Below are 26,199 nucleotides of genomic sequence, written 5' to 3' on the forward strand. Positions count from 1 at the left end.
TGTCCGTCACCGCTCCTCCTCATGGACATAGGCGGAACGGCCATTACGGCCCGTTCCGTTGGGTGGGCCGTCAGCCTCGGCAAGGGTCACCGTGGCCGGCCGGATCCTGACCAACTCACCCGCGCCGACCCGCAGTGCGCGACGCACCGAGGAGCCGGGCGAGTTGGCGGGCAGGAAGACCACCCGCTCGGTCATGTCGGTGATGCGCAGCGGCAACGTGACCTCCCCGTGCAACGAGGTCACGGTGACGCCGCCCCCGTCCTCGGCGCCGATCTCGGCCGCCGTGGACGCAGACAGTCGGACCACCGGCGCCCGCCGGGTGCCCGCCAGATGAGGCTCCCCGTCCTGGCCGCGCCCCTCGTCCAGGAGCAGCCGCCAGGTGGCCAGTACGGCCTCGCCCGGGCCGGGGCGCGGGAGTTCGCGGGCGTGGCCCTCGGGCGCCGGGCCCCGGTCGCCGGTCCACCGGCCGAGCCGGCGCAGTTCGCGCCGGGCGGCGGTGAGCGAGGGCAGGTCGATCGGGGTGCCCTCGCGCTGGTCGGCCATCGCCTCGGCGATCGCGTCGAGCACCCGCAGGTCGGACATTATCGCGGCCAGGTCGCCGGTCAGCTGATCCTTCTTCAACACGGTGGCGAACGGGCGTTCCCGGCCCTCCCAGTCCACGAAGGTGCCGGGCTTCTCGGCCGGCGCGGCGACCGGGAAGACCACATCGGCGCGTTCGGTGACCGCGCTGTGCCGCAGCTCCAGGCTGACCACGAAGCGGGCCGCGTCGAGTGCGGCCAGCGCACCGGCCGGGTCGGGCAGGTCGTCCACCTCGACGCCGCCGACCACGAGCGCGGCCAGGCGCTGCTCCCGGACGGCGGTGAGCATCGCGGTGGTGTCCAGGCCGTAGCCGCCGGGCAGATCGGCGACCCGCCAGACGGCGGCCACCTCGGCGCGGGCGGCGGGGTCGCTGACCGGTCGCCCGCCGGGGAGCAGGTTGTACAGGGCACCCGCGTCTGCCGCGCCGCGTTCGCCGGCCCGGCGCGGGATCCAGGCGAGCCGGGCGCCGGTTCGCGCGGCCAGCGCGGTGACCTCGGACAGCGCGCCGGGGACACCCGCGAGCCGTTCGCCGACCAATACGATCGCGCCCGGCGTACGCAACATCTCGGCCGCGGCGCGGGCGAATTCGCCTTCGACGGCCGGGTCGCCGAGCGCGGACAACCACTCGGTCTCGGTGCCGGGGGCGGCGCGCAGCAGAGTGCCGCTCATCCGGTCCAGGCCCGCCGAGGCGAACGGCGCGATGCCGTAGATCTTGAGCCCCTTGCGTGCCGCCTTGCGCAGCCGCAGGAAGACGATCGGCGACTCGTCCTCGGGCTCGAACCCGACCAGCAGCACCCCGGACGCCTTCTCCAGGTCGGCGTAGGTGACCCCGAGTCCGGTCCCGGCCACCCGCGCGGCCAGGAACTCGCCCTCCTCGGCGCTGTGTTCACGGGCCCGGAAGTCGATGTCGTTGCTGTCCAGCGCGACCCGGGCGAACTTCCCGTAGGCGTAGGCGTCTTCGAGGGTGGCCCGACCGCCGACCAAAACGCCGGCGTTGCCTCGTGCGGCGGCGAGTCCGCGCGCGGCCACGCCGAGCGCCTCGGACCAGGACGCGGGAACCAGTTCGCCGGTCTCCTCGTCCCGAATCAGTGGGGAGGTGAGCCGATCCTGTCGAGTGGCGTAGTTGAACGCGAAGCGGCCCTTGTCGCAGTTCCATTCCTCGTTGACCTCGGGCTCGTCGCCCGCGAGCCGGCGCAACACCTTGCCCCGGCGGTGGTCGGCGCGCAACGAGCACCCGGAGGCGCAGTGCTCGCACGTGGTCGGCGAGGACACCAGGTCGAACGGCCGGGCCCGGAACCGGTAGGCGGCCGAGGTGAGCGCACCTACCGGGCAGATCTGGATGGTGTTGCCGGAGAAGTAGGACTCGAACGGCTGCTTCTCGTAGATGCCGACCTGCTGCAGTGCGCCGCGCTCGATCAGCGCGATGAACGGGTCGCCGGCGACCTGCTCGGAGAACCGGGTACAGCGCGCGCACAACACACAACGTTCCCGATCCAGAAGCACCTCGGAGGAGATCCGCAGCGGCTTGGGGAAGGTGCGCTTGACCTCGGCGAAGCGCGACGCGGAGCGGCCCGCGCCCATCGCCTGGTTCTGCAGCGGGCATTCGCCGCCCTTGTCGCAGACGGGGCAGTCCAGGGGGTGGTTGATCAGCAGCAGCTCCATCACCCCGTCCTGCGACTTCTTGGCGATCGGGGAGGTGAGCTGGGTGCGCACCACCATGCCGTCGGTGACGGTGGTGGTGCAGGACGCGAGCGGTTTGCGCTGGCCCTCGACGTCGACCAGGCACTGCCGGCAGGCGCCGACCGGATCGAGCAGGGGGTGGTCGCAGAACCTGGGGATCTGGATGCCGATCAGCTCGGCGGCCCGGATCACCAGGGTGCCCTTGGGCACGGAGACGTCGATCCCGTCCACCGAGATGGTGACGAGATCCTCCGGCTTGGGCGCCGGCGGCCCACCCGCGGGGGTGTTGGTCGTGACTGTCATGTCAGCTGTGCGCTCCTGCCCCGGTAGACGCGGGGGCTGTGCTCGCCCACGCGGTGGATGCCGCGGTGTCGAACGGACAGCCGCCGTGCTCGAAGTGCGCCAGGTATTCGTCGCGGAAGTACTTGAGCGAGGACTGGATCGGGCTGGCCGCACCGTCGCCGAGCGCGCAGAAGGACTTGCCGAGGATGTTGTCGGCGACGTCGAGCAGCGTCTCCAGGTCCTCCTCGGTGCCCTCGCCGTTTTCCAGGCGGGTGAGCAACTGGGTGAGCCAGTAGGTGCCTTCGCGACACGGGGTGCACTTGCCGCAGGACTCGTGCTCGTAGAACTCGGTCCAGCGCAACACCGCGCGCACCACGCAGACGGTCTCGTCGAAGATCTGCAGCGCCTTGGTGCCCAGCATCGAACCGGCCGCGCCGACGCCCTCGTAGTCGAGCGGCACGTCCAGGTGCTCGTCGGTGAACATCGGCGTGGACGAGCCGCCGGGGGTCCAGAACTTGATCCGGTGCCCCTCGCGCACCCCGCCCGCCAGGTCCAGGAGTTGCCGCAGCGTCACCCCCAGCGGGGCCTCGTACTGGCCGGGCCGCTTGACGTGTCCGGACAGCGAGTAGAGCGTGAAGCCGGGCGACTTCTCCGAGCCCATCGAGCGGAACCACTCGACGCCCCGGCTCAGGATCGGCGGCACCGAGGCGATCGACTCGACGTTGTTGACGCAGGTCGGGGACGCGTACAGACCGGCCACCGCCGGAAACGGCGGGCGCAGTCGGGGCTGGCCGCGACGACCCTCCAGCGAGTCGAGCAGCGCGGTCTCCTCGCCGCAGATGTACGCCCCGGCCCCGGCATGCACGGTGAGTTCGAGGTCGAAGCCGGAGCCCTGCACGTTCTTCCCGAGGTAGCCGGCGGCGTACGCCTCGCGGACCGCGTTGTGCAGCCGGCGCAGGATCGGCACCACCTCGCCGCGCACGTAGATGAAGGCGTGCTCGGAGCGGATCGCGTAGGCCGCGATGACCACACCCTCGATCAACACATGCGGGTTGGCGTACATGAGCGGGATGTCCTTGCAGGTTCCCGGCTCGGATTCGTCCGCGTTGACCACCAGGTAGTGCGGCTTGCCGTCGTTCTGCGGGATGAAGCCCCACTTCATGCCGGTGGGGAAACCCGCGCCGCCGCGGCCCCGCAGGCCGGAGTCCTTGACGGTCTGGATCACCTGGTCGGGGTGCATCGCCAGGGCCTTGCGCAGGCCGTCGTAGCCACCGTCGCGGCGATAGGTCTCCAGCGACCAGGGCCGGCTCTCGTCCCAGTTGGCGGAGAGCACGGGGGTGAGGAGGGAGGGGTCGGTCACGGTGCTTGCTCCCCGTCCTGGTCTGCGGCTTCGGCTGCGGCTTTGCCTTCGGCGGCGCGGGCCGGGGTGTCGGTGGCGCGGGGCGGCGCGTCGGTGTACGTGCCGTTGGCGATCCGCAGGCCGACCAGGCTCGGTACACCGCCGGCGCCACCCTCGTCGACCGCGCCCGGTCGTTCGTCCGGGAAGCCGGCCAGGATGCGCGAGGTGTCCCGGAAGGTGCACAGCCGGGCGCCGCGGGTGGGCACCGCGGCCTTGCCCGCGCGCAGGTCGTCGACCAGTTCCTTGGCGGACTGCGGGGTCGCGTCGTCGAAGAACTCCCAGTTGACCATCACCACGGGCGCGTAGTCGCAGGCCGCGTTGCACTCGATGTGTTCGAGCGTGATCACCCCGTCGGCGGTGGTCTCCTTGTTGCCGATGCCGAGGTGGTCCTTCAGGCTCGCGAAGATCTCGTCGCCGCCCATCACCGCGCACAGCGTGTTGGTACAGACGCCGACCTGGAAATCGCCGCCCTGCCGGCGTCGATACATCGTGTAGAAGGTGACCACCGCGGTCACCTCGGCGGTGGTCAGGCCCAGCACGTCGGCGCAGAACTCGATGCCGGTCCCGGTCACGTAGCCCTCTTCGGCCTGCACCAGGTGCAGCAGCGGCAACAGCGCCGAACGGGCTTGCGGGTAGCGGCCGATCACCTCCTTCGCATCCACCTCCAGGCGCGCGCGCACCTCGGGCGGGAACGGCGGAGCGGGCCGCGCCGGGGGCATCGGCATGCCCAGGTCCGTACTCATCGGTCGACACCTCCCATGACGGGGTCGATCCCCGCCACTGCCACGATCACGTCGGCCACCTGGCCGCCCTCGCACATCGCGGCCATGGCCTGCAGGTTGTTGAACGAGGGGTCGCGGAAGTGCACGCGGTAGGGGCGGGTGCCGCCGTCGCTGACCGCGTGTACGCCCAGTTCGCCCCGAGGCGATTCGATCGCGCTGTAGACCTGTCCGGGCGGCACCCGAAAGCCCTCGGTGACCAGCTTGAAGTGGTGGATGAGGGACTCCATCGAGGTGCCCATGATGGTCTTGATGTGGTCGAGCGAGTTGCCGAGACCGTCCGGGCCGAGCGCGAGTTGCGCGGGCCAGGCGATCTTCTTGTCGCCGACCATCACCGGGCCTGGGGCCAGCCGGTCCAGGCACTGCTCGACGATCCGCAGCGACTGCTTCATCTCCTCGATCCGGATCAGGTACCGGCCCCAGGAGTCGCAGGAGTCCGAAGTGGCCACGTCGAACTCGTAGTTCTCGTAGCCGCAGTAGGGCTGCGTCTTGCGCAGGTCGTGCGGCAGGCCGGTGGAGCGCAACACCGGACCGGTCAGCCCGAGCGCCATGCAGCCGGCCAGGTCGAGGTAGCCGATGCCCTGGGTGCGACCCTTGAAGATGGCGTTGTCGTTGAGCAGCAGCTCGTACTCGTGGATCCGGCCGGGCAGGATGTTGAGCAGCTCGCGAACCTTGTCCACCGCGCCGGGGGGCAGGTCCTGGGCCAGGCCGCCGGGGCGGATGTAGGCGTGGTTCATCCGCAGGCCGGTGATCATCTCGAAGACGTCGAGGATCAGTTCGCGATCGCGGAACCCGAAGGTCATCACGGTCAGCGCGCCGATCTCCATACCGCCGGTGGCCAGGCAGACCATGTGCGAGGAGATCCGGTTGAGTTCCATCAGCAGGACCCGGATCACCTGGGCGCGCTCGGGGATGTCGTCGGTGATGCCGAGCAACTTCTCCACCGCGAGGCAGTACGCCGTCTCGTTGTGCAGCGGCATCAGGTAGTCCATGCGCGTCACGAAGGTGACGCCCTGGGTCCAGTTGCGAAACTCCAGGTTCTTCTCGATGCCGGTGTGCAGGTAGCCGATCCCGCATCGGGCCTCGGTGACGCTCTCCCCGTCGATCTCCAGGATCAGCCGCAACACACCGTGGGTGGACGGGTGTTGCGGGCCCATGTTGACGACGATGCGTTCCTCGGCGTCGGCCGCGGCCTGGACCACCTCGTCCCAGTCGGAGCCGGTGACCGTGTAGACCCGGCCCTCGGTGGTCTCCCGCGCGTGCGCGGCGGATGGGGGTGTCGTTGTCTGATCGGTCATCAGTTGTACGACCTCCGCTGGTCGGGCGGCGGGATCTGGGCGCCCTTGTACTCGACGGGCACGCCGCCGAGCGGGTAGTCCTTCCGCTGCGGGTGGCCGGGCCAGTCGTCCGGCATGAGGATGCGCGTGAGCGCGGGGTGGCCGTCGAAGACGATGCCGAAGAAGTCGTAGGTCTCCCGCTCGTGCCAGTCGAGCGCCGGGTACACGCCGACCAGCGACGGCAGGTGCGGATCCGCGTCGGGGACGCTGACTTCGAGCCGGACGGCACGATTGTGGGTGATCGAGCGCAGGTGGTAGACCGCGTGCAGCTCGCGGCCGGTCTCCTGCGGATAGTGCGTACCGGAGACCCCGGTGCACAACTCGAAGCGCAGCGCCGGATCGTTGCGCAGGGTCAGCGCGATCCGGGGCAACGACTCGCGGCGCACATGGAAGGTGATCTCGCCGCGGTCGACCACGACCTTCTCGATCGCCTCGTCGAACTCGATTCCGGCTTCCGCGAGGGCGCCGGAGAGTTCGTCGGCGACCAGGTCGAACTCGCCCTCACCGTCGGCGGTTCCGCGCGGGCCGCCGTAGGGGCGGGGGGCGGCGCCGGGGAAGGCGACGGTGCGCACCAGCTTGCCGTAGCCGGAGGTGTCGCCCGAGCCACTGGCGCCGAACATGCCGTGGCGGACCTCGATGGGTTCGCCGTGCGCGTCGCGGGGGGTGGGGAGTTCGGGGTCGGGGGTCGGGGTTCCGTCGGGAATCGGATTCCCGTTGGGGGGCGGGGTTCCGTTGGGGGGCGGGGTTCCCTTGGGAGTCGGGTTTCCGTTGGGAGTCGGGTTTCCGTTGGGAGCCGGGTTTCCGTTGGGAGTCGTCACCGGAGGCCCCCCTCGTGTGCGTGGCCGACCGGGATGCCGGGGGCGCCCGGGTCGAGTTCGTGGGCGCCGCGGCGGGCGCTCGCGGGGAGCATCTCGATGGTGGGCAGCGCCTTCATGGCGGCCTGTTCGGCGGCGCGGGCCGCCTTCTCGCGGTTGACGCCCAGCGGCATCGCCTGGATCTCCTCGCGGAGCTTGATGATCGCGTCCATCAGCATCTCGGGCCGGGGCGGGCAACCGGGGAGGTAGATGTCCACCGGCACCACGTGGTCGACGCCCTGGACGATCGCGTAGTTGTTGAACATGCCGCCGGAGGACGCGCAGACGCCCATCGACAGCACCCACTTGGGATTGGGCATCTGGTCGTAGATCTGCCGCAGCACCGGCGCCATCTTCTGGCTGACCCGACCGGCCACGATCATCAGGTCGGCCTGGCGCGGCGAGGCCCGGAAGACCTCCATGCCGAAGCGGGCCAGGTCGTAGCGGCCGGCGCCGGTGGCCATCATCTCGATCGCGCAGCACGCGAGTCCGAACGTGGCCGGCCAGAACGATCCCTTGCGGAAGTAGCCGGCCAGCCCTTCCACGGTGCTCAACAGGAAGCCGCTGGGCAGCTTCTCCTCGATACCCACGCGGATGCCCTCTCTCCGTCAGTCGTTGGGGGAAGCCTGGGCGTCTTGGCTCATCGGGCCCACGGTGTGCGTCGGTCCCGCGTCCTCGGTGTCCTCGGTGTCCTCGGTGTCCTCGGTGTCCCCGGTCAGTCCCACTCGAGGCCGCCGCGGCGCCAGAGGTAGGCGTAGGCGACGAAGACCGCGCCCACGAACATGGCCATCTCGACGAGACCGAACATCCCGAGCGAGTCGAAGTAGACGGCCCACGGGTAGAGGAAGACGATCTCGATGTCGAAGACGATGAAGAGCATCGCCGTCAGGTAGTACTTGACCGGGAATCGCCCGCCGCCGATCGGCTGCGGGGTGGGCTCGATGCCACATTCGTAGGCTTCGAGCTTGGCCCGGTTGTAACGCTTGGGCCCGGTGAGCGCCCCCATCACGAGGGAGACCAGTCCGAAGGCCAGGGCAATGCCCCCGAGCACGAGGATCGGCGCGTACAGGTTCACCGCGCTCCCATCTCCCTTCTCAGTCCCCCGAAATCACGCATGTGACCGGGTTCACAAGCTGCCGGAACGGCGCCCATCCTAGGCCCCTGGCGATGTGATCTGCGACACGGGTAGAGAACGATCATGGTGTGATCTTCACCACCTGATGATCGATCAGAAACGGTTGCGTGCAGCCAAAAATCACACAGGGTAAAAAATCCGGCCGGCTAAACGATCCGCCACTCACGGACCATGTTGATCATGGGATGCGCCTATACCACCCGATCTGAAGGCTCATCAAATTTGGCGACCATGATCAGTTGTGATAAACGGTCCAGCTGGTTGCCCACGGAGCGTGATGGACCGCAGCCGCGCTCCGCGCGGCCCCTCTTGTTGCCGCGCTTCGCGCGGGGGCGGCTTCGCCGCCGGCGGCCTCCGGCCGCTCTCCTCGCTGCGCTCGTCGATCATGGGCCGCGATGAAGTCGTGGGCGCTGACGCGCCGGGGGTCCGCCGCGTCCGCAGCAGCCCGATTCGGGGGCGGCCTGGGTCGTGGCGGGGGCGGCACGCGCCGACCGGAGTCGCGGGGGGCACCCCGCCGGCCGCCCGGTTACCGTCGCCTTGCAGAGCAACTGCCCCATCAGCCACGCCCGATCGCGCCACCACGAGCGTCCCGGCAGTACTCAGCAGCCAACTGAGTACCGACGCCCATGCCCGCACAGCCGGCCCGTCCCTACCGTCGACCCCATGCCTCAAGCCACGTACGGAGACCACAAGCCCGGCCACGGCCCGATCATCACCTTCGTAATCGTGGTCCTCTGCGCGATCCCGGTCCTGGCGGTAGTCGACTTCTTCGCGCTCGTGAACCTGCAAGTCATCACCGGCAACTGCGACTCTCCGTGCCCGATCGACGTGGAAGGCCGCAGCAACCGGCTGATCCTCCTGGCCAAGCTCAGCGGCGCGGTAGCCCTCGCCGGCCTGCTCCTGACCACGACCCTGCCGCGCCGGATCCGCCGGCACGTGGGCCTCACGACGCTGGCCGGCGCCGTCGCACTCCAAGTCGCGGCTCTGGACGCCGCGTCCGTATCGATGCCGGGTACGTAGCGAAGAAGCGGACCATCCCGACACGCACAACCAACCAGCCGCGCAACGGACATGGTGGCACGGCGGCCATCACCACCCGGATCGGCTTGCCTGATTCGTGGTCGGGGGCGGTTGTCGGGTGGGCATCGTGGTGTTGGGCTGGGTGGGGGGTGGCCCTGGGTCCGTTCGGCGGGGCCGGGTCGTGGTGGTGGCCGCCGTCTCGTCGTTGCTCGTCCCCTCCGGGGCCGGGGTCTCTGCTTGGTGCTCCGCATCCGTGCTGCCCGTCCACTACGTGGCCGCTGCCGACCGGGACGGCCTTGCTGGCTCGTGGTCGGGGGCGGTTGGCCGCTTGGCGTCGTGGTGGTGGGCTGGTGGGTGGTGGCCCCGGGTCCGTTCGGCGGAGCCGGGTCGTGGCGACTGCCCGCGTCTCGTCGCTGCACGTCCCCTCCGGGGCCGGGGTCTGTGCTTGGTGCTCCGCATCCGTGCTGCCCGTCCACTACGTGGCCGTCACTGCCCGGGACGACTGCCCCGACTCGCGGTCGGGGGCCGTTGTCCGCTTGGCGGCCCCGGTGGCTGGCGGCCATGCCGCGTTTCGCAGCCCCTCACGGCTCCCGCTCTCTCCTCGGGCCCGAAACCGGATCCCGACGAGACTCCCAAGGCTTGGGGCGATGCGTGACCTGCGGTTTCACCCGGCACCCGGGCCCGCACAGGCCGGCGAGTGCGGGTTTCGTGCATCCCGGGCCGAATCCGAGGCACGACAAGGCAGAAAAGGCCGCGCCCCGAAGGAAAACCGAGCACAGGACGGACACACCGCCGAAGAACAAGGCCGGCAGTCCGCACGCAGACCGCAACACGCGCCGCCCAACCCCACCAGGCCCGAAACGCCTGCGCAGCGACCGAACCACACGACGCCCACCGGACAACGGCCCCCGACCGCGACTCGGGGAAGCCGCCTCGGGCAGTGACGGCCACGTAGTGGACGGGCAACACGGATGCGAAGCACCGGACCAAAACCCCGGCCCCGGAGGGGACGAGCAACGACGAGACGCGGGCCACCACCACGACCCCGCCCCGCCGAACCAACCCGGGGCCACCACCCACCAGCCCCACACCACGACGCCAAGCGGCCAACCGCCCCCGACCACGAGCCAGGGAAGCCGCCTTGGTCGGCAGCGGCCACGTAGTGGACGGGCAGCACGGATGCGGAGCACCAAGCAGAGACCCCGGCCCCGGAGGGGACGAGCAACGACGACACGCGGGCCACCACCACGACCCGGCCCCGCCGAACGGACCCGGGGCCACCACCCACCAGCCCACCACCACGACCCCAAGCGGCCAACCGCCCCCGACCACGAGCCAGCAAAGCCGTCCCGGTCGGCAACGGCCACGCAGCAGACGCAAAACCGGCTGCGGAGCAAACGCGCACCCAATCGCCCGCGCCCCGCCGACCACACCGACACGTCGAAGCCCGCCACCTCGCGCCCACAAGCCTGCGCACCTACCGGATCGGCCAAGCAGCCCTTCACCTCGGCTGTCCCCACCACCTCCGGAGCGAACTACCGATAGCTGGGCCCGAGTCCGAGCCCGAGCCGGAATCCGCCCAGGCCACCCGAGCATCGATCAGCCGGGTCGGCTCGTCGTGGGCCGGCGCATCCCCCGCCCTCGCCGATACGCATCGCTGACCAGGTTCGCGAACGACCACACTCGGCCCCACACTCCGCGCAGCCCCGGTCGCCCCGGCCGCCGCCCCCACCGCCGCAGCAGCGCACGCAGCCACGCCGACAGACGCGACCACGTGCGCCGGGGCGGAGAGAGGGGCGAGGGTTCGGTAGGGGCGGCTCCCTCCCCGTCGACCCACTCCCGAACCAGCAGACCCAACCGCTCGTCCTGAACCCGATCCAGAGCCGACGTGCGTGCGGAAACACCGCGCGTCCACCCGAATTGATATGTCATCGTGCGCGGGCGTCCTTCCTGTTGGGGGCACGCAGGGGTGAAGGTGGGGTCCACTGTCCAAGGTCGGGTCCCACCCCCAGGCCCACCACCGAGGCCACGGGCCGCATCAACTCCCTTGCCACGCACCGGTCCCTGGTGGTCACGACCAATGCGAGTGGCCCAGTGGCCCAGTGGCTCAAGGCATCGCCGCCGTCGCGACCAAGACAAATCGCAGACCGGCCGCAGTGCGCGCGGCCCTATCGGGCGCGACCGAACGCCGGCACTTCAACCAGCACGAAAGGGAACGCCCGCCGCCGCCCGTCGCGGTCCTCCACCGTGACCAGACATCCCAGCACGTCCACGGCCACTACGTGCCCCGACCCGATCTGGTCACCGTCGGAATGGAAGGTCCATACGAAGTCCCCAACACCACAAGGGACTTCTGCCTCCCCATCGGAAGCGCACCCGCTCATCGCCCCGCCTCGCCACACCGGACCGGCGCATCCGCCAGGTCGAGCCACCACACGGCCTCACCCGCCGTATGACCCACCATCGCCTCCGCCAGCGCCCGCCGAGCCGAATGCGGCGTCCGACGCCACTCCGGAAACCGCCACATCCACCGCCGCACCTCGCCGAGCTCGTGCCCGGCGCCCACCAGATGCGACCCGAGAAACCCCACCTCCGCCCACCGAGGCCCGATCGCCGCCTGGCCCCAATCCACCACGGACAACCGCCCATCCGGCCGACGAATCATGTTCGCCGACGTCAAGTCGGTGTGCAGCAACCGATCCCCGTACAACGGCCCCGTACGCCCCGGCCCGACGTGCTCCCGCAACCGCCCCACCAACGTCGGCAACCCGGCACCGCGCCCCGGCCGAATCCGCCCGATCCGATCCACCACCCCCACCACCTGCGCCAGATCCTGCGACCCCAGACGCAACCCCACCGGCCGCCCCCCGACATGCTCGAACACCAACACCCGCCACCCGCCGACACACCCATGCCCAAGCAACCGAGGCGACAGAACACCAGTGACCGCACTCGCCGCGACCTCACACGTCTGCGCCCGAGCCGACAACGGCGCCGAAGCCTCCTCCGCCACCTTCACAAACACCGGCCCGGTATCGGTCGTCACCGTCCCGGCAAAAGAACTGGTGTACGGACCGATCACCGGCGCAACCGACCCGACCGGACCGACCACCGAGGCAACGAACTCCCTGACACTGTCCGGCAGTTCGAGCCACCCATAGCGCGGACACAGCCCACCTCCCACCCGAAGCCGGTGATCCACGGCAGGCCGCAGACAACCCACACCGACCGGACCAGCCGGCTGTGACCGAACCGCGTCGGTCTCCTCCGGCTGATCCGCGTACCCGTTCACGCGCCGAACCCGAGCAACCGAAACGGCCGATGGCCCATCGCCGCCCCGGTATTCTTGACTCTCCATCACTGCCTCACAGTGGTAGATGGAGGCGGCGGCCGGGCTCACGCCTGGAATCGAGACGCCCGGCCGCCGCCGGTTCACAGAGGCGCCACCATCGGCACGCGCCCTGGCCCTTCTTGTCCTGGGTTCAATCGGCTGCCGGCCACGAGCACCGTTCGAATCGTCCTTTTGACACGAACACCCGTTCTTGAAAGCTGCGTTCGAGCGGGTCACCACTGCGCAGGCGAAGACCGGAAAGTGGCCCCTCGGTAGCGAGCCGTACGCATACGGAGAGCGTGCACCCGCAAGCACCATGAGCGCAAGAGAGAGCGCGCACCATCACTCGAAAGTGGCGCGCACCAGTGCGCGCATGAAAAAGCGAGCGCCTCCCGCAGCCTGTGGGGAGGACGCTCGCTTCAACTCATAGGCAGCAGCCGCTACTTGATGGCCCCCAAGAACATCACCCAAGAGTCACCCGGAATGGCGATGTGCCCTCGCTCGCGGTTCTTGGTGTCACGAACCCCGGTGGCCTCCACGGCAAGTGGCGCAACCTCTACACAATCGGTGTTCTGTGAGCCCCCGGAATACGAGGACTTACGCCAAGCCGCTGATGGTGTCTGCTGATTCACAAGTCTTCCAACCTCGTAGCGAGCATCTTCTTCGTCTCTTCCGGCGACAGAGTCGCATCCCGCAGGTGGTTCAGCAGGCGGCGGAACCGCCGAACATCCAACTGGGAATCCTTGGCCTGCATGCCCGCTTCGTACTCCAGGTACACGACGCTCGGGTCTGCCTGATCCGGAAAATCGAACAAGACTATCCCGCCGGTCAGCACGGCCCGTTGGGCACTGAAGGGAATCACACGGATGTCCACGTTCGGTCGTTCCGCGAGGTCGAGCAAGTGCCGGATCTGCTCGCGGAGCACGTCCCGCCCACCAACCTCCGCGTAGAGCAGGGCCGCACTGAAGACACTCGTCAGTTCGACGTCATCCTCATCGAGGATCTTCTGACGGCGAAGGCGGAGTTCCACGAGCGTGTCGGCCATGTCCGGATCCGGAACGTGGGGCACGGAGCGGAAGAGCGCATCCATATATCCCCGCGACTGAATCAGTCCGGGCAGCAGACCCGAGTGTGCCGTGAGGATGCTGGAAGCCTGAGACTCCAAAGCCACGAACTCCTCAAGCATCGCGCCCATGACGTGGCCATAGTCCTGCCACCAGCGAAAGCTGTTCGTCTCCTCCAGCCAGTTCTCGACGTGCCGAGTCTCGGCTTCCGTCGCGTCGTAGAGATTGCACAGCTTCAGGAGGTCATGCCGGGTCAGTGAAACCTTCGCGGCCTCGATACGGATCAGCTTGGTGCGACTCCATTCGTTCGCCTGGACGACCTGATCAACCGTCAGCCCGGCCTTCTCGCGCAGTTGCCTCAGCTCCGCACCGAGCCGTCGCCGGGCATGGCTGGCCTGAACGACCATCGAACACCCCCTTCGCTCGTCATAGTGTGTGCCGGCATCCTGCCGCACGTCACACCCGCTCGCGGGGCCTTGGGGACAACCGACCCCCTTACGAGTGCTCTTTCGCCGAACGAATGGCGCGCACCAGTGCGCGCACCTTATCGTCACTAACAGCAGCCGCGCACGCACCGTGCGGTCCGCTTCGCTATGCGCGCAGTGGCTGTACCGCCTCCCAGCAGGAGCGACGTATGGCCGCAAGAAGATCCGAATCCGCCGACTCGGCCCTCGGTCAAGCACCGATCGGGGACCCGGTTCCCACACTGATCGGCTCTCTGTACGAACAAACCGACTCTCGAACAGTGCGCCTGCTGATCGTAAGCGCGCTGGGCCTCCTGGGCGCCGTCGTGGCGGCTGTAGAAGCCGCCCTCCACTGCGCAACCGAACTACACACAAACGCCGTTGTGCACACCGAAGGCGGGCCGACGTCCGTCGAGGTGTGGCACCTCCCGACCACACGTCGAGCGCTCGTCGTGATCAGCGATAGCAGCCCGACTCCGCCCATCCACCGCATCACTCAAGCCATCGACGACGAGAACGGCCGGGGCCTGACCATCGTCGAAAGCCTGTCTGACGACTGCGGATACGTCCGCCACGACACCGGCAAGCACGTCTGGTTCACCGTGAACCTCAGCCGGGTCGAGACCGCGCAGCTCAGCATCACGCCGGGCAACCGCCACACCCGCGACCAGCGCCACCACCTCCCGAACAGCGAAGTGGAAGGCAGTCGCCCCGAAGCATCCGATACTTACCACCCGCCAACCCTTCGAAGGACGGCGCCATAGGCCACACCGCGATCTCCACGTCGTCGTGAGACCTCCTGGTACTCAGCACCCCAAGACCAGTCAACGGTGCCCGGAAGCATCGACCGCGCTGAACCGAACCGGACCAACCGACACTTCCGCGCTCCCCGTTGCGGGGCCACGTAAGGAGAGGCGGAGCTACTGGTACCAACCTCCCCCGCCGGTTCCGAACCGGATCGCGATGGAGCCGACCAGGCTCGGGGTCACACACGACCTGCGATTTTTCCCGCTGCGCGGGCGGGCGCAGGCTGGCGAGTACGGGTTTCGTACTTCCCGAATCAAAGATCGTGCCGCCGAGGTCGAACCGGGCACGCTCGGCCGAATCCCAAGGACAGAGAAGCCCGAGGACAGAGAAACCCAGGCAACGGGGGCCTGATCGCCGCCATCCAACCGCAGCCCCGGGCCCGACATCGCCCCCGCCTCGCCGCGACCGACGCTTCGGCCGCAGACACGGCGATGACCGGGCCGTCGCACCACCTGCACCACCTGTACGAACAGCCGTATCAGCCGCGAGCGACCGGCAGCCCCGCCTTGTCGAGGCGGCTCAACAGGGCCGAATTGCGGCCATGTTGGTTGCGCAAGTGGTCCAGGTTCCGGGTGAAGGTGTCCAACGTGCCGGTGCGTACTGCCAGTTCGCCGAGGCAGGTGAGCAGTTCGACGGCTTCCTCGTACTCTCGGGCCCGTTTCGCGGCGATCAGGGTGTCCACCCGCAGCCAGGCTCCGGGCAGGTCCGCGGCGAGGGTGTCGAGCCGGTGTTCGCGGGCTTTGGCGGCCTGTTCGGCGCGATCGGCCTCCTCCGTCGCGCGTCGACGGTCGGTCGCCTCCGTTCGGGAACGGCGACGCTCGGTGGCATCGGCCAGGAGCGCGGCGACCGTTCGGACGGGCGCCTCGGGTTCGGCCGGGCCGCGGAACCGGCGGAGCAGTTCGGCCCGTACCTGCGCATCGCGCCCCTCGGCGACCCTGAGCAGATAGTCGTCCTTGTCGGCCGTGGGCAGGGCCGCGATCCAGGCGGCGAACCGAGGTCCCGTGGCCGTGCGTCGTCCGGTGTCCGGCAGCGGCGGGCTACCCGAGGCGGCTGCGGCAAGGAGATCGCCGTCCAGGCGCAAGAACTCGGCCAGGGCTCGTTGCGCTCCGGTCAAGGCGGAAAGCCCGGCCGGCAGCGGAGGTTCGTACTCGGCGGTGAAGTCGTCGGCGAACTCCTCGCCGTCTCCCCACACACCGACCCCCGCGAGCCAGGCCAGATACAGCCCCCGCAGGTCGCCCGCGGCCAATTCGGCCCGGATCCCGACGATCGACGACAGCGCGTCCTCCGCGTCCTCCTCCCACTCGGCATCCTCGTCCTCGCTGACGAAGCTCAACAGGGTGTTGCCGTCGGCACTCCACGTCTCCACGGCCTCCGGAACGCAGTAGCGCTCGGCAGTGGCCGGGTCGAGCAGACTGCCGGGAAGCTTGAGCAGCACACGCCTGCTGCCCCAGTTCGCGAAATAGAGGTGCGCGTCGTAGTAGCGCTCCACCAACCGGTGCGGATCGCCGCGGAAGTCGCCCCACTCGTAGTCGTTGACGAACCGCGTCCGACTCATCCTGGCCCGGGTCGACATCGCCCGAACCGCCGCGAACTCGTCGTCGTCCAGCGGCCGGTCCACCGCCACGAATTCGTAGTACTGGTACTCGCTCACCAACACCCCCTACGCGCTACCCAACCCACAGTCGATAGGCCGCGATCCACTCCGCGCCCTCCGGCGCCGGATCGGGCAACGGCAGGTCGAGCAGTCCCACCGCTTGCCGGTGCGGCCCCGCGACGCACACCGCGAGGATTCCGCCGTCGTCCCCGGTCACGATCGCCTCGACCATGACCGGTACACCGAGCACCACCGTGGCGAACGGCAACGCAAGATGCTCCTCCACCATGGCGAGCAGCCCGCTTCGCTGCTCGTCGTCGTCCCAGCAGTCCACGACGGCCTCGGCCACCATCGCTCCCAGAATCTTCCGGCTCGGAGTCCGCACGATCCGACGATATCCATCCGCGCGGCGCCGAGATGGCCTTCCCCGCCAAGTAGTGACCGGCCGCTGCCGCGGCCAAGACGACCGCCGCCGCAAGTCCGGCGCCACGTTCGCAACGGAAGCCGCGCCCCGACGGGCCACGCCGCCGAGCAGGGGGCGCGCTCCACGCCCGCCTCAACTCGAGCAGAATGTGGGTGCTGTAGTCGGTGCGCCAGTCGAGCAGGTCGCAAGGGGTTCGCTGGTCTCGTGGAGTTCGCCAAGCACCACGGGTGACCCGCTCCCCTGCCGGCCCCGAGTGACCGGCCCTCGCCAGGCAGAGCTCCCGAACGAAGTGGCAACTCGGACGGCGTGCGCGGGATCACCCCATCGCCAACGCGAACCACACGCGCTTCCCGCCCGGCACCGGTGTCACTCCGCACTCCTCCGCCAGGCTCGTCATCAACGGGATCCCCCGCCCCGACTCGGCGTCCCACGCCGGTCGGCGGTGGCGCGGCGGCGACGGCAGGCCGGCGGCGTCCCCGTCCTCGACGCCGACGACCAGGTGACCGCACGTAATGTCGTGGAGCACCTCGATCCGGACCATCGTGCCGAGCGGGGTGTGCCGGACCGCGTTCGAGACCAGTTCGCTCGCCAGCAGCTTCGTGGTGTCGGCCGCGTCCGCCGAGGCACCCGCGCCGATCGCGCACTCGTGGACGAAATTCCGTACGTGGCGGACCAGTTCAGCCCTGCCGACACAGCGGATCTCGGCGACCGGCGCCAATACGTGGTGCCCGGTCCGACCAGCCGGGACGTGCACCTGGGTGGCAGGCATGTCTTCTCCCCAATCCGACCAATCAAACCGACTAAACCGACTAAACCGACTGACAAGATCAACAACCAACCAAAGCAACCAAACCCATCCGACCAATCCGACGTGGGTCGCCGATAGGACCGAAAAGACCCTTGCGCGCTCATCGGGAAACGTGGAGAAGCGACCCACGTCGAGCATCACGGGGACGCATAAATGCAACCAAGTACTTCGACATAAATAACTCTTTCGGGTGACGGAGTCCGAAGCCGGTCGCGGGCGAAACCACGCGAGAGCACAATCCCGGACGGAGCCACACCGTGGGAGGGAGCACATGCGGAGCCACGCAAGACGCCGACTGGGCGCGGAGTTGCGGCTGTTGCGCACGGCGACGGGCCTGTCCGGTGAGGAGGTGGCCGATTCCTGCGGCTGGGACCAGTCGAAGATCAGCCGGATCGAGACCGCGAAGGTCGCGGTGTCCCGGCAGGATCTGCATCGCCTGTGCGGGATATACGGGGTGGGTTCGACGGACATCGAACGGCTGGAGGCCCTCCTGATCGAGACCCGGGGTCCCCGCTGGTGGATCGCCTATTCGGACGTGCTCGATTCGGCCTACGAGGAATTGATCTCACTGGAATCCCAGGCCACGGAGATCCGGGCCGCCAACGCCGGGATGATCCTCGGTCTGCTCCAGACCCGCGATTACGCGGCGGCCGTGGTCGGTTCGGGACCGATGATCCCCGATCCCGAACGGGCCGACGCACTCGTGGAGATCCGGATGAAGCGCCAGCGCGTCCTCACCGGGGAGAACCCGGCCACCTTCCGCTCCGTACTCGCCGCGGGCGCCCTGCAATGCGAGATCGGCGGCCGAGGAGTACTCACCCGTCAACTCGCCCATCTCCTCGAACTCAGCGAACTGCCCAACATCGACATCCGGGTAATACCGACGAGTTCCACCGCGAGTGCGTACAACGGCGGGCTCACCATGTTCGACTTCTCCGGCCCACACGCGCCCAGCGTGCTGTTCGTCGAATATCACGGCGGCATGCTGGTCAAGGAGGATGACCGCGACCTGCGCCGCTATCGACGACACCTCGACTACCTCTTCGCGAACGCCCTCTCCACCGACGACTCCAGAACCCACATCTCGGCAAGGATGCGATCCCTTTGAACGTGAACGTGGACGTGGACGCGAGCATGGGCGTGGACGTGGACGCGAGCGTAACCGTGGACACCACCGACCCGCGCAACTGGCGGAAATCCTCCTACTCGGGACACGAGGGCGACTGTGTAGAAGTCGCCTGGTACGTCTGCCGACCGGCGATCCGGGACAGCAAGCGCCCCGCCGCAGCCCACCTGCAACCCACCCCCGACGCCTGGTCCACCTTCCTCACCACCCTCCGCCGACCCCGCCCCTGATCCCGCCCCTGACCCGAATCCCCTTGCTCGACCGCCGCCCGGCCCCGATCGTGGACCCATGCCGGGGCAACGAAAGCGCAAGCAGCGCCACCAGGAACAGGCCCGCCGCAACGCCGCCCGCTTCGCCCCCGACGCGGGGCACTGGGAGGTCGTCTTCACGACCCGGGACGAGTCGGAGTGGAACGCGTACATCCGCCGACTGCGCGCCGAGGACCCCGGGCCCGACCGGTCGGCGCTGAGCATGGACATCTTCTGCGGACGCCTGACCCACCCCACCACCTACCGACTGCGCCGCTTCGTACCGACGACGACCGCCGCCGGAAACGCCCCAGCGGAGAAATCGGATGAGTCCCCCGGGCGACCCGGCTAGGGTGGTCGTCATGTTCGCCGCCGCAGCCGCATACACGAGGACGCGCCGCTTCTAGCGGCGGGCCGAGTCTCCTTTGCTTCTGGTTCCGCCGCACTTCGGGTCCCTTCCCGCCGGTGCGGCCCTTCGTGCTGCCCGGCTCCGAACTGCCTTCGCGGAGCCCCCTCGTGCGCAATCCCACCCACGGTGGACGTCCTCACGGCGAACGTCCCCACGGCGAATGCCCCCGCCCCGTACGTCCTCACGGTGGACGTCATGAACTCGGCCAGAACTTCCTGGTCGACCAATCGGTGATCGGCCTCTTCACCGATCTCGTTGCGCGTACCTCCGGCCCGATCGTGGAGATCGGCCCGGGCGACGGCGCGATCACCCTCCCACTGAGCCGGACCGGCCGGCCGCTCACCGCCGTCGAACTCGATCCGCGGCAAGCCCGACGGCTGGCCCGGCGGGTACCCGGCCACGTCGACGTCGTCACAGCCGACGTACTGCGGTACCGGTTTCCCCGCGAGCCACACACCGTCGTCGGCAATCTGCCGTTCCACCTCACCACCTCGCTACTTCGCCGACTGCTGGAAACCGACCACTGGCGGCACGCGGTACTGCTGACCCAGTGGGAGGTGGCACGCCGACGGGCGGGCGTGGGCGGCGCCACGATGCTGACGGCGGCCTGGTGGCCGTGGTACGAGTTCGCGTTGCACGCCCGCGTCCCGGCTCGGGCGTTCCGGCCGATGCCGTCGGTGGACGGCGGGCTGTTGACGATGGCTCGCCGGCACACTGCGTTGATCGCCGAACGACCCGGCCCGTACCAGGAGTTCGTCCGCCAGGTGTTCACCGGACCGGGTCACGGGCTACGCGAAATCCTGGATCGGACCGGTCGGTTCGCGGGCTCGACCCCGCGCGACTGGCTGCGCTACGAGCGGCTGTCGCCGACCGCGCTGCCTCGGCAGTTGACGGCGGGCCAGTGGGCCGCGCTATGGCAACTGGCCGAGCCGGCACGGAAACCCGGCGGCCCGGCCGCACGCGCCGGGCGGCGACGGAGTGGGTAGCCAGGTTCCCGGTGCCCGGTGCCCGGTGCCCACACCCCGCTCACCCCACCGGTCCCGCCACGTCCCAACCCTCCGCGTGTACGTGCACCTGCACCTCACCCGGCCCGACCTCCTCGCCGCATCTCCGGCACATCATCGCCGCGTCCAGCTCGTGGTCCCCGTGCCGGAACTCCACCGGCGGTTCGTCGGCCAGCCAGCGATCCCCCCAGGAAGCCAGAGTCTGGATTACCGGGGCCAGGTCGCGGCCCTGCTCGGTCAGGTGGTACTCGAAGCGCGGCGGGCGGTCCTGGTACTGCCTGCGCTCCAGAATCCCGGCCACCTCCATCGCCCGCAGCCGAGTGGTCAGGATGTCGCGCGGCGCGCCCGTATTGCGCGCGATCGCGTCGAAGCGGTTGTTGCCGAAGGCCAGCTCGCGAACCGCGAGCAGGGCCCACTTCTCCCCCACCACGGCCAGCGTGGCCGCGACCGAGCACGGGCGGCCGACGGGGGCGCGGGCGGGCCGACCCGGCGACGCCGACGCGGAATCGGCGGCGGACGAGGCGTTCGAGGAACTGTTCGAGGAACTGCTGATGGCAACCACACCCACAAGGTTGCCATCCCCAACTCACCCGCGCTACGTTGACGAGGAAGCAAGTTGGATTTTCCAACTCACAGGCTTCGACCCACCGGTCCGATCGACCGGTCCGACCCGCCGGCGCGATCCGCCGGCCTGATCCACCGGCCCGACCCGCCGGTCCAGTCCACCGGTCCGATCCACCGGTCTGACCCGCCGGTCCGATCCACCACCCGTCGCCGTACGGCCCGAGCGCACCGCGCCGGGCACGCCCATCTGCACGCACACCCGCACGCCCACCTGTCGAAAGGCGGCCAGCTCATGAGCAACGAGGCGTACATCGTCGACGCCATCCGAACCCCCGTCGGCAAGCGCAACGGAGGACTCGCCAAGATCCACCCCGCCGACCTCGGCGCACACATCCTGCGCGGCCTCGTCGACGGCACCGGGATCGACCCGGCCGCCGTGGACGACGTGATCTTCGGCTGTCTCGACGTGATCGGCCCGCAGGCCGGCAACATCGGCCGCACCTCGTGGCTCTCCGCCGGCCTCCCGGCGAGCGTCCCGGCCACCACCATCGACCGCCAATGCGGCTCCTCCCAGCAGGCCGTGCACTTCGCCGCGCAGGCGGTACTCAGCGGCACCGCCGATGTCGTCGTGGCGGGCGGCGTACAGAACATGAGCGCCGTCCCGCTGTCCGCGTCGTTGCGCGCGGGCCGCGAGTTCGGCTTCGAGAACCCGTACGACGGCGCGCAGGGCTGGCAGGCCCGATTCGGCGACCAGGAGATCAGCCAGTTCCGCGCGGCCGAGCTGATCGCCGAGCGCTGGGGGCTGACCCGCGAGGAGATGGAGACATTCGCCGTCACCTCGCATGAGCGCGCGCTGCGGGCCGAGCACGAGGGCCGCTTCGCCAACGAGATCGTGCCGTACGGCGAGGTCACCCGCGACGAGGGCCCGCGCGTACCGGACTGGGCCAAGATCCGCTCGCTGCCGACGCTGCGCCCCGGCGGCCGGATCACCGCCGCGCTGGCCAGCCAGGTGTCCGACGGCGCGTCCGCCGCGCTGGTGGTCTCCGAACGGGCGCTGCGCGTACACGGGTTGCGCCCGCGCGCCCGGATCCACCACCTCACCGTGCTCGGCGACGACCCGGTGATGATGCTCACCGGTCCGATCCCGGCCACCGCGCGGGCGCTGGAGCGCACCGGGCTGAGCATCGACGACATCGACCGGGTCGAGATCAACGAGGCGTTCGCGTCCGTGGTCCTGGCCTGGCAGCGGGCCACCGGCGCGGACCCCGAGCGGGTCAACGTCAACGGCGGCGCGATCGCCCTCGGCCACCCACTGGGCGCCAGCGGCACCAAGCTGCTGGCCACGCTCCTCAACGAACTGGAGCGCAGCAACGGCCGCTACGGGCTCCAGACCATGTGCGAGGGCGGCGGCATGGCCAACGTCACGATCATCGAACGGCTGAGCTGACCGACGCGCGCCCGCGCATCACGCATCACGCCCCACGCATCACGCCCCACGCCCCACGCCCCACGCCCCAGGCCCCAGGCCCCAGGCCCCACGCCCCAGGCACCAGGCACACACCACGCAAAACCACCCCTCCCCGGAAGCGGACCCCATGAAGATCGCAGGTTCGGTAGCCCTCGTCACCGGCGCCAATCGCGGCCTCGGCCGTGCCTTCGCCCGCGCCCTGGTCGAACGTGGCGCGCACACCGTCTACGCGGGCGCCCGCGACCCGGGCAGCATCACCGACCCGGGGGTCATCCCGATCAAGCTGGACATCACCGACCCCGCCGAGGTGGCCGATGTCGCCGGCCGACTCGGCGACGTGAACCTCCTGGTCAACAACGCGGGCGTATCGCGCAGCGCGTCGCTCCTGAACGCCGATTCGCTGGACCCGGCCCGGGCCGAGATCGAGACCAACTACTTCGGCACACTCTCGCTCAGCCGCGCGTTCGCCCCCGTACTGGCCCGCAACGGCGGCGGTGCGCTGGTCAACATGTTGTCCGTACTCTCCTTCATGACGCTCCCTCAGGTCGGCTCGTACAGCGCCTCCAAGGCCGCCGCCTGGTCCCTCACCAACGCACTGCGCCTCGAACTGGCCGCCCAGGGCACCCTGGTGGTGGCGGTACACGCAGGCTTCATCGACACCGACATGGCCGCCGCCGTACAACTCCCCAAGATCGCCCCGGAGGACGTCGCCGCCCAAACCTTCGACGCGGTCGAGGCCGAGCAGTACGAGGTACTCGCCGACCACCACAGCCGCGACGCGAAGGCCGCCCTGTCGGCGGGGGTGGAGGTGCTGTATCCGGCGCTGCGGCGGTGATTCGGCGGCGGCGGAACACCGGCCCGATCACGCCCCCGCGTCCCCGACCCCCAGCGAACGCCTCGCCACCAGGGCCGCGTTGAGTTGGTGCAGGTCGGTGACCCGGTTCGGGGACAGGCCGGTGAGGGTGGTTACTCGGCGGATTCGGTAGTCGACGGTGTTCGGGTGCAGGTGCAGTGTCGCCGCGGTGGCGCGGCGGTCGCGGCCGTGGGTCAGGTACGTCTCCAGGGTCAGCAGCAGCTCGGGTTTGTGGTCCAGCGGGGTGAGCAGCTCGGCCAGGCCGGGCAACGCGGCGCTGGGGCGGCTGAGTTGGTAGTCCAGGAGCACATCGGTGAAGAGGTACAGGCCCGGGCCGCGTCCGCCGCCCCGGACCAGGCGCAGTACCTCGGCGTTGCGCTCGACCACGTCCGGGACGCCGGCCGGCTCGGCAAGCGCGGCGGCAGCGGTGATCGGCGTATCGGCCTCGTGCGCGGCGTGCGCGATCAGGGCCCGGACGTCCGGCCAGCCGGGCGCGGCGGCCCCGATCGGGAGCAGGGCGAGGCCGCCGTCGGGGTCGAGGGAGGTCAACATCGGCTCGACGGTGTGCGGGTCGAGGGCCTGCCGGAGCCGCCGCAGCTTGCGCCGGGCGGCGATCGCGGCGCACGGTCCGGGGCGGGCCTCGTCCGGATGTGCGGCCAACGCCAGCGTCAGCACCAGGTATCGGGCCGCCGGGCGCAGCCCCGTCCGCCCGGTGATCGCCGCCGCCGGCTCGCCCGCGAGCAACGCCCCGAGCAGTGCCGCCCGGCCACCCCGCCCCGGTTCGTCCAGGAAACGGCGGGCGTCCAGATACGCGGCGGCGACCGCGCCGACCAAGGCCCGCTGCAGTTGCAGCAGTTCGGCGAACAGCGCCAGTACATCGGTCAGCTCCTCCGGCCGGGCTCGATCCACCGTCTCCCGCCAGCACATCTCCACGCCGATCTGATACGCGGTCAGGATCGCGTCCAGCGGCACACCTTCCTCCGCCCGCTGCGCCGCCGAGGCTCGTTGCGGCGCCAGATCCACGTCACCGACCGCAAGCCGCCCCTCGACCACGTCGGCGAACACGCGCAGCGTGTGCTGGGTGATCTCGGCGATGTCCCCGGCCAGTTCCTCGGCCGGCAGCGCCGCGTACGCGGGCAGTTCGGCGCGCAGCCGAGCCAGCACCTCCCTGGTCAACTTCGGTGCGCCGGCCCGTAATCGGGCCGCCACCGGTCGCCCGCCGATGCGCAGCGGGATGTTGGTACGGGTCACAGGGACCTCCCGGAAAGTCTGTGTTACTCACCAGTTAAGTCGCTGTGTCCGAGTCTGCATCATGACGCGTGGGACATTCCACGAGTGGCGGGAGCAGTCGTGAACTTATGGGCATGGATGGGGAGTCGGTCACCGAACGGGACACTGGACGAGACACTGGACAAGACCCCGAACAGGACACCGGGCACACCATCGAGCGAGCCGGTGGGCCGGCCTGCGGGAAGGCGGTCGCGCGGGTTGGCGCGCGGTACGACCGCCGCCCTCGCGGCGGGCGCGCTGGCCCTGACCGGCCTGGTCGCCTCGACCGCGCCGGCCGGCGCGGCGGAGCGCCAGGTCTACGTCGCGCTCGGCGACTCGATGGCCTCGGGCCCGCTCATCCCCGACATCACCGGCCCGCTCGCGTGCGGCCGGTCCACCAACAACTACGCACACGTCCTGGCCGCGCAGCTGCACGTGGCCGAACTGCGGGACGTGACCTGTAGCGGCGCGGCCACCGGCCACATGACCTCACCGCAACACCTGTCCCTGGCCGGCGTCGACCTCGGCGAGGCCCCGCCGCAGTTCGACGCCCTGAGCGCGGACACCACCCTGGTCACCCTCACCATCGGCGGCAACGACGTCGGTTTGGTCGGCGTGGCCAAGGGCTGCGCGACGCTCAACCCGTTCGCGACGCCGTGCAAGGACAAGTGGACATCGGGCGGAGTCGACCAAGTCGCCCAGCGCATCGACGCCTTCGCGCCCAAGCTGGCCACGGTCCTGACCGGCATCCACACCCGGGCGCCGCATGCGCGAGTCGTGGTCACCGGCTACGGCCTCTACATCAAGCCCGGCGGCTGCTGGCCCTACCAGCCGGTCCTCGGCGTGGACGCGGATTATCTCCAGGGCAGCGTAAACCGCCTGAACACGACCATCGCCTCCCAGGCCGCCGCACACAACGCCACGTACGTCGACGTGGCCGGCCCCAGCACCGGCCACGACGCCTGCCAGGCCCCTTCCGCCAAGTGGCTGGAGGGCTACATCCCCACCGACCTGGCCGCCCCTCTGCACCCCAACCGCCGGGGTGAGGCCAACTACGCCGACATAATCGCGCGCAACCTCCACCCCTGACCGGCGAAATACGATGCACTGATCCCGGTCCCCCGGCCCCCGGCCGCAGAGCGCAGAGCGCACGAGCAACCTTGCTGCGAAGCGCCAAGCAACAACCCGGACGAGCAACCGAACACGATTCACAACCGGGCCGTGGCACAGCCACGTTGCGTGTCCGGGGCGAGGGCTGGGGGTCGGGGGACCGAGGGGCGGGGGTCGGGGGTCAGGGGCCGGTCGGGGCTCGACCGGGCGTCGGGGGTGCTCCGCAGGTGTGCTCCCTGTCCGCTGCGTGGTGGTTGCTGCCCTGGTCGGCTTGGCTGGTTCGTGGTCGGGGGCGGTTGGCCGCTTGGCGTCGTGGGGCTGGGCTGGTGTGGGGTTGGCCCTGGGTCTGGTCGGCGGGGCCGGGTCGTGGCAGGTGGCCGCCGCCTCGTCGTTGCACGTCCCCTCCGGGGCCGGGGTCTTTGCTTGGTGCTCCGCATCCGTTGTTGCCCGTCCACTACGTGGCCGTTGCTGCCCTGGTTGGCTTTCTCTGACTCGCGGTCGGGGGCGGTTGGCCGCTTGGCGTCGTGGGGTTGGGCTGGTGCCGTGGTTGCCCTGGGTCCGTTCGGCGGGCCGACTCGTGACGGTGGCCAC

General features: G+C 69.8%; 24 protein-coding genes. 9 read left to right on the plus strand and 15 right to left on the minus strand.

The annotated features are described in order from the left end of the window. Positions 1-6: 6 nt before the first annotated feature. The 7 genes from ABIA38_RS42680 to ABIA38_RS42710 all read right to left on the minus strand — a co-directional run bounded on the left by ABIA38_RS42680 (position 7) and on the right by ABIA38_RS42710 (position 7,985). On the minus strand, positions 7-2,562 hold the full coding sequence (locus ABIA38_RS42680; RefSeq protein WP_424644408.1) for an NADH-quinone oxidoreductase subunit G: 2,556 nt from the start codon (positions 2,560-2,562) through the stop codon (positions 7-9). Position 2,563: 1 nt separating this feature from the next. After that, positions 2,564-3,901, minus strand: a complete 1,338-nt coding sequence (gene nuoF / locus ABIA38_RS42685; RefSeq protein WP_424644409.1) for an NADH-quinone oxidoreductase subunit NuoF — start codon at positions 3,899-3,901, stop codon at positions 2,564-2,566. Then, entirely contained in the window at positions 3,898-4,683 is a 786-nt protein-coding gene (gene nuoE / locus ABIA38_RS42690) for an NADH-quinone oxidoreductase subunit NuoE (RefSeq protein ID WP_424644410.1), read from the minus strand. Before nuoE ends, nuoF begins: the two co-directional genes overlap by 4 nt. After that, the gene (locus tag ABIA38_RS42695; RefSeq protein WP_424644411.1) at positions 4,680-6,017 is read right to left on the minus strand and encodes an NADH-quinone oxidoreductase subunit D; all 1,338 of its coding nucleotides are present in this window, start codon (positions 6,015-6,017) and stop codon (positions 4,680-4,682) included. Before ABIA38_RS42695 ends, nuoE begins: the two co-directional genes overlap by 4 nt. Further along, complete coding sequence (locus tag ABIA38_RS42700) at positions 6,017-6,760, minus strand: NADH-quinone oxidoreductase subunit C (RefSeq protein ID WP_424644434.1); 744 nt, start codon at positions 6,758-6,760, stop codon at positions 6,017-6,019. The genes ABIA38_RS42695 and ABIA38_RS42700 overlap by 1 nt, the downstream gene beginning before the upstream one ends. Before the next feature lie 110 nt (positions 6,761-6,870). Beyond that, the gene (locus ABIA38_RS42705; RefSeq protein WP_424644412.1) at positions 6,871-7,500 is read right to left on the minus strand and encodes a NuoB/complex I 20 kDa subunit family protein; all 630 of its coding nucleotides are present in this window, start codon (positions 7,498-7,500) and stop codon (positions 6,871-6,873) included. A gap of 125 nt (positions 7,501-7,625) precedes the next feature. Next, positions 7,626-7,985: an NADH-quinone oxidoreductase subunit A gene (locus ABIA38_RS42710; protein WP_424644413.1), complete on the minus strand. Its 360-nt coding sequence runs from the start codon at positions 7,983-7,985 to the stop codon at positions 7,626-7,628. Positions 7,986-8,708: 723 nt separating this feature from the next. Here ABIA38_RS42710 and ABIA38_RS42715 point away from each other — a divergent pair. After that, a complete protein-coding gene (locus ABIA38_RS42715) occupies positions 8,709-9,065 on the plus strand; it encodes a hypothetical protein (protein WP_424644414.1) in 357 nt (118 codons plus the stop codon). A 2,380-nt stretch (positions 9,066-11,445) separates the two neighbouring features. Here the strand turns inward: ABIA38_RS42715 and ABIA38_RS42720 are convergent. The 3 genes from ABIA38_RS42720 to ABIA38_RS42730 all read right to left on the minus strand — a co-directional run bounded on the left by ABIA38_RS42720 (position 11,446) and on the right by ABIA38_RS42730 (position 13,867). Next, entirely contained in the window at positions 11,446-11,922 is a 477-nt protein-coding gene (locus ABIA38_RS42720; protein ID WP_424644415.1) for a phosphotransferase family protein, read from the minus strand. 914 nt (positions 11,923-12,836) lie between these two features. Next, entirely contained in the window at positions 12,837-13,028 is a 192-nt protein-coding gene (locus tag ABIA38_RS42725) for a DUF397 domain-containing protein (protein WP_424644416.1), read from the minus strand. Beyond that, entirely contained in the window at positions 13,025-13,867 is an 843-nt protein-coding gene (locus ABIA38_RS42730; protein WP_424644417.1) for a helix-turn-helix domain-containing protein, read from the minus strand. The genes ABIA38_RS42725 and ABIA38_RS42730 overlap by 4 nt, the downstream gene beginning before the upstream one ends. 227 nt (positions 13,868-14,094) lie before the next feature. Between ABIA38_RS42730 and ABIA38_RS42735 the strand changes: the two genes are divergently transcribed. Further along, complete coding sequence (locus ABIA38_RS42735) at positions 14,095-14,688, plus strand: ATP-binding protein (protein ID WP_424644418.1); 594 nt, start codon at positions 14,095-14,097, stop codon at positions 14,686-14,688. Positions 14,689-15,209: 521 nt separating this feature from the next. On the opposite strand, the gene ABIA38_RS42740 is transcribed toward ABIA38_RS42735, so the two are convergent. The 3 genes from ABIA38_RS42740 to ABIA38_RS42750 all read right to left on the minus strand — a co-directional run bounded on the left by ABIA38_RS42740 (position 15,210) and on the right by ABIA38_RS42750 (position 17,518). Next, a complete protein-coding gene (locus tag ABIA38_RS42740; protein WP_424644419.1) occupies positions 15,210-16,382 on the minus strand; it encodes a hypothetical protein in 1,173 nt (390 codons plus the stop codon). Positions 16,383-16,398: 16 nt separating this feature from the next. Next, positions 16,399-16,710: a hypothetical protein gene (locus tag ABIA38_RS42745; RefSeq protein ID WP_424644420.1), complete on the minus strand. Its 312-nt coding sequence runs from the start codon at positions 16,708-16,710 to the stop codon at positions 16,399-16,401. A gap of 355 nt (positions 16,711-17,065) precedes the next feature. Further along, positions 17,066-17,518: an ATP-binding protein gene (locus ABIA38_RS42750; protein WP_424644421.1), complete on the minus strand. Its 453-nt coding sequence runs from the start codon at positions 17,516-17,518 to the stop codon at positions 17,066-17,068. A 310-nt stretch (positions 17,519-17,828) separates the two neighbouring features. Here ABIA38_RS42750 and ABIA38_RS42755 point away from each other — a divergent pair, with 310 nt between their 5' ends. The 4 genes from ABIA38_RS42755 (at position 17,829) to erm (ending at position 20,326) form a co-directional block, all read left to right on the plus strand. Beyond that, positions 17,829-18,665: a helix-turn-helix domain-containing protein gene (locus tag ABIA38_RS42755; protein ID WP_424644422.1), complete on the plus strand. Its 837-nt coding sequence runs from the start codon at positions 17,829-17,831 to the stop codon at positions 18,663-18,665. Positions 18,666-18,667: 2 nt separating this feature from the next. Next, the gene (locus tag ABIA38_RS42760) at positions 18,668-18,913 is read left to right on the plus strand and encodes a DUF397 domain-containing protein (protein ID WP_424644435.1); all 246 of its coding nucleotides are present in this window, start codon (positions 18,668-18,670) and stop codon (positions 18,911-18,913) included. 58 nt (positions 18,914-18,971) lie between these two features. After that, on the plus strand, positions 18,972-19,283 hold the full coding sequence (locus tag ABIA38_RS42765; RefSeq protein WP_424644423.1) for a hypothetical protein: 312 nt from the start codon (positions 18,972-18,974) through the stop codon (positions 19,281-19,283). A 164-nt stretch (positions 19,284-19,447) separates the two neighbouring features. Further along, positions 19,448-20,326 (plus strand): 23S ribosomal RNA methyltransferase Erm, encoded by an 879-nt coding sequence (gene erm, locus ABIA38_RS42770; protein WP_424644424.1) that lies wholly within the window; start codon positions 19,448-19,450, stop codon positions 20,324-20,326. A 40-nt stretch (positions 20,327-20,366) separates the two neighbouring features. Here the strand turns inward: erm and ABIA38_RS42775 are convergent, their stop codons facing one another. Continuing rightward, complete coding sequence (locus tag ABIA38_RS42775; protein WP_424644425.1) at positions 20,367-20,906, minus strand: winged helix-turn-helix transcriptional regulator; 540 nt, start codon at positions 20,904-20,906, stop codon at positions 20,367-20,369. A 294-nt stretch (positions 20,907-21,200) separates the two neighbouring features. Here ABIA38_RS42775 and ABIA38_RS42780 point away from each other — a divergent pair, with 294 nt between their 5' ends. Beyond that, entirely contained in the window at positions 21,201-22,355 is a 1,155-nt protein-coding gene (locus tag ABIA38_RS42780; protein WP_424644426.1) for an acetyl-CoA C-acetyltransferase, read from the plus strand. Between the two features lie 148 nt (positions 22,356-22,503). Further along, a complete protein-coding gene (locus tag ABIA38_RS42785) occupies positions 22,504-23,211 on the plus strand; it encodes an SDR family oxidoreductase (protein ID WP_424644427.1) in 708 nt (235 codons plus the stop codon). A gap of 27 nt (positions 23,212-23,238) precedes the next feature. Here ABIA38_RS42785 and ABIA38_RS42790 read toward each other — a convergent pair whose 3' ends face one another. Further along, complete coding sequence (locus ABIA38_RS42790) at positions 23,239-24,480, minus strand: helix-turn-helix domain-containing protein (protein ID WP_424644428.1); 1,242 nt, start codon at positions 24,478-24,480, stop codon at positions 23,239-23,241. A 237-nt stretch (positions 24,481-24,717) separates the two neighbouring features. Here ABIA38_RS42790 and ABIA38_RS42795 point away from each other — a divergent pair, with 237 nt between their 5' ends. Further along, positions 24,718-25,587, plus strand: a complete 870-nt coding sequence (locus ABIA38_RS42795) for an SGNH/GDSL hydrolase family protein (protein WP_424644429.1) — start codon at positions 24,718-24,720, stop codon at positions 25,585-25,587. Positions 25,588-26,199: the final 612 nt, after the last annotated feature.

Source organism: Embleya sp. AB8 (assembly GCF_049739465.1).
Classification (GTDB): Bacteria; Actinomycetota; Actinomycetes; order Streptomycetales; family Streptomycetaceae; genus Embleya.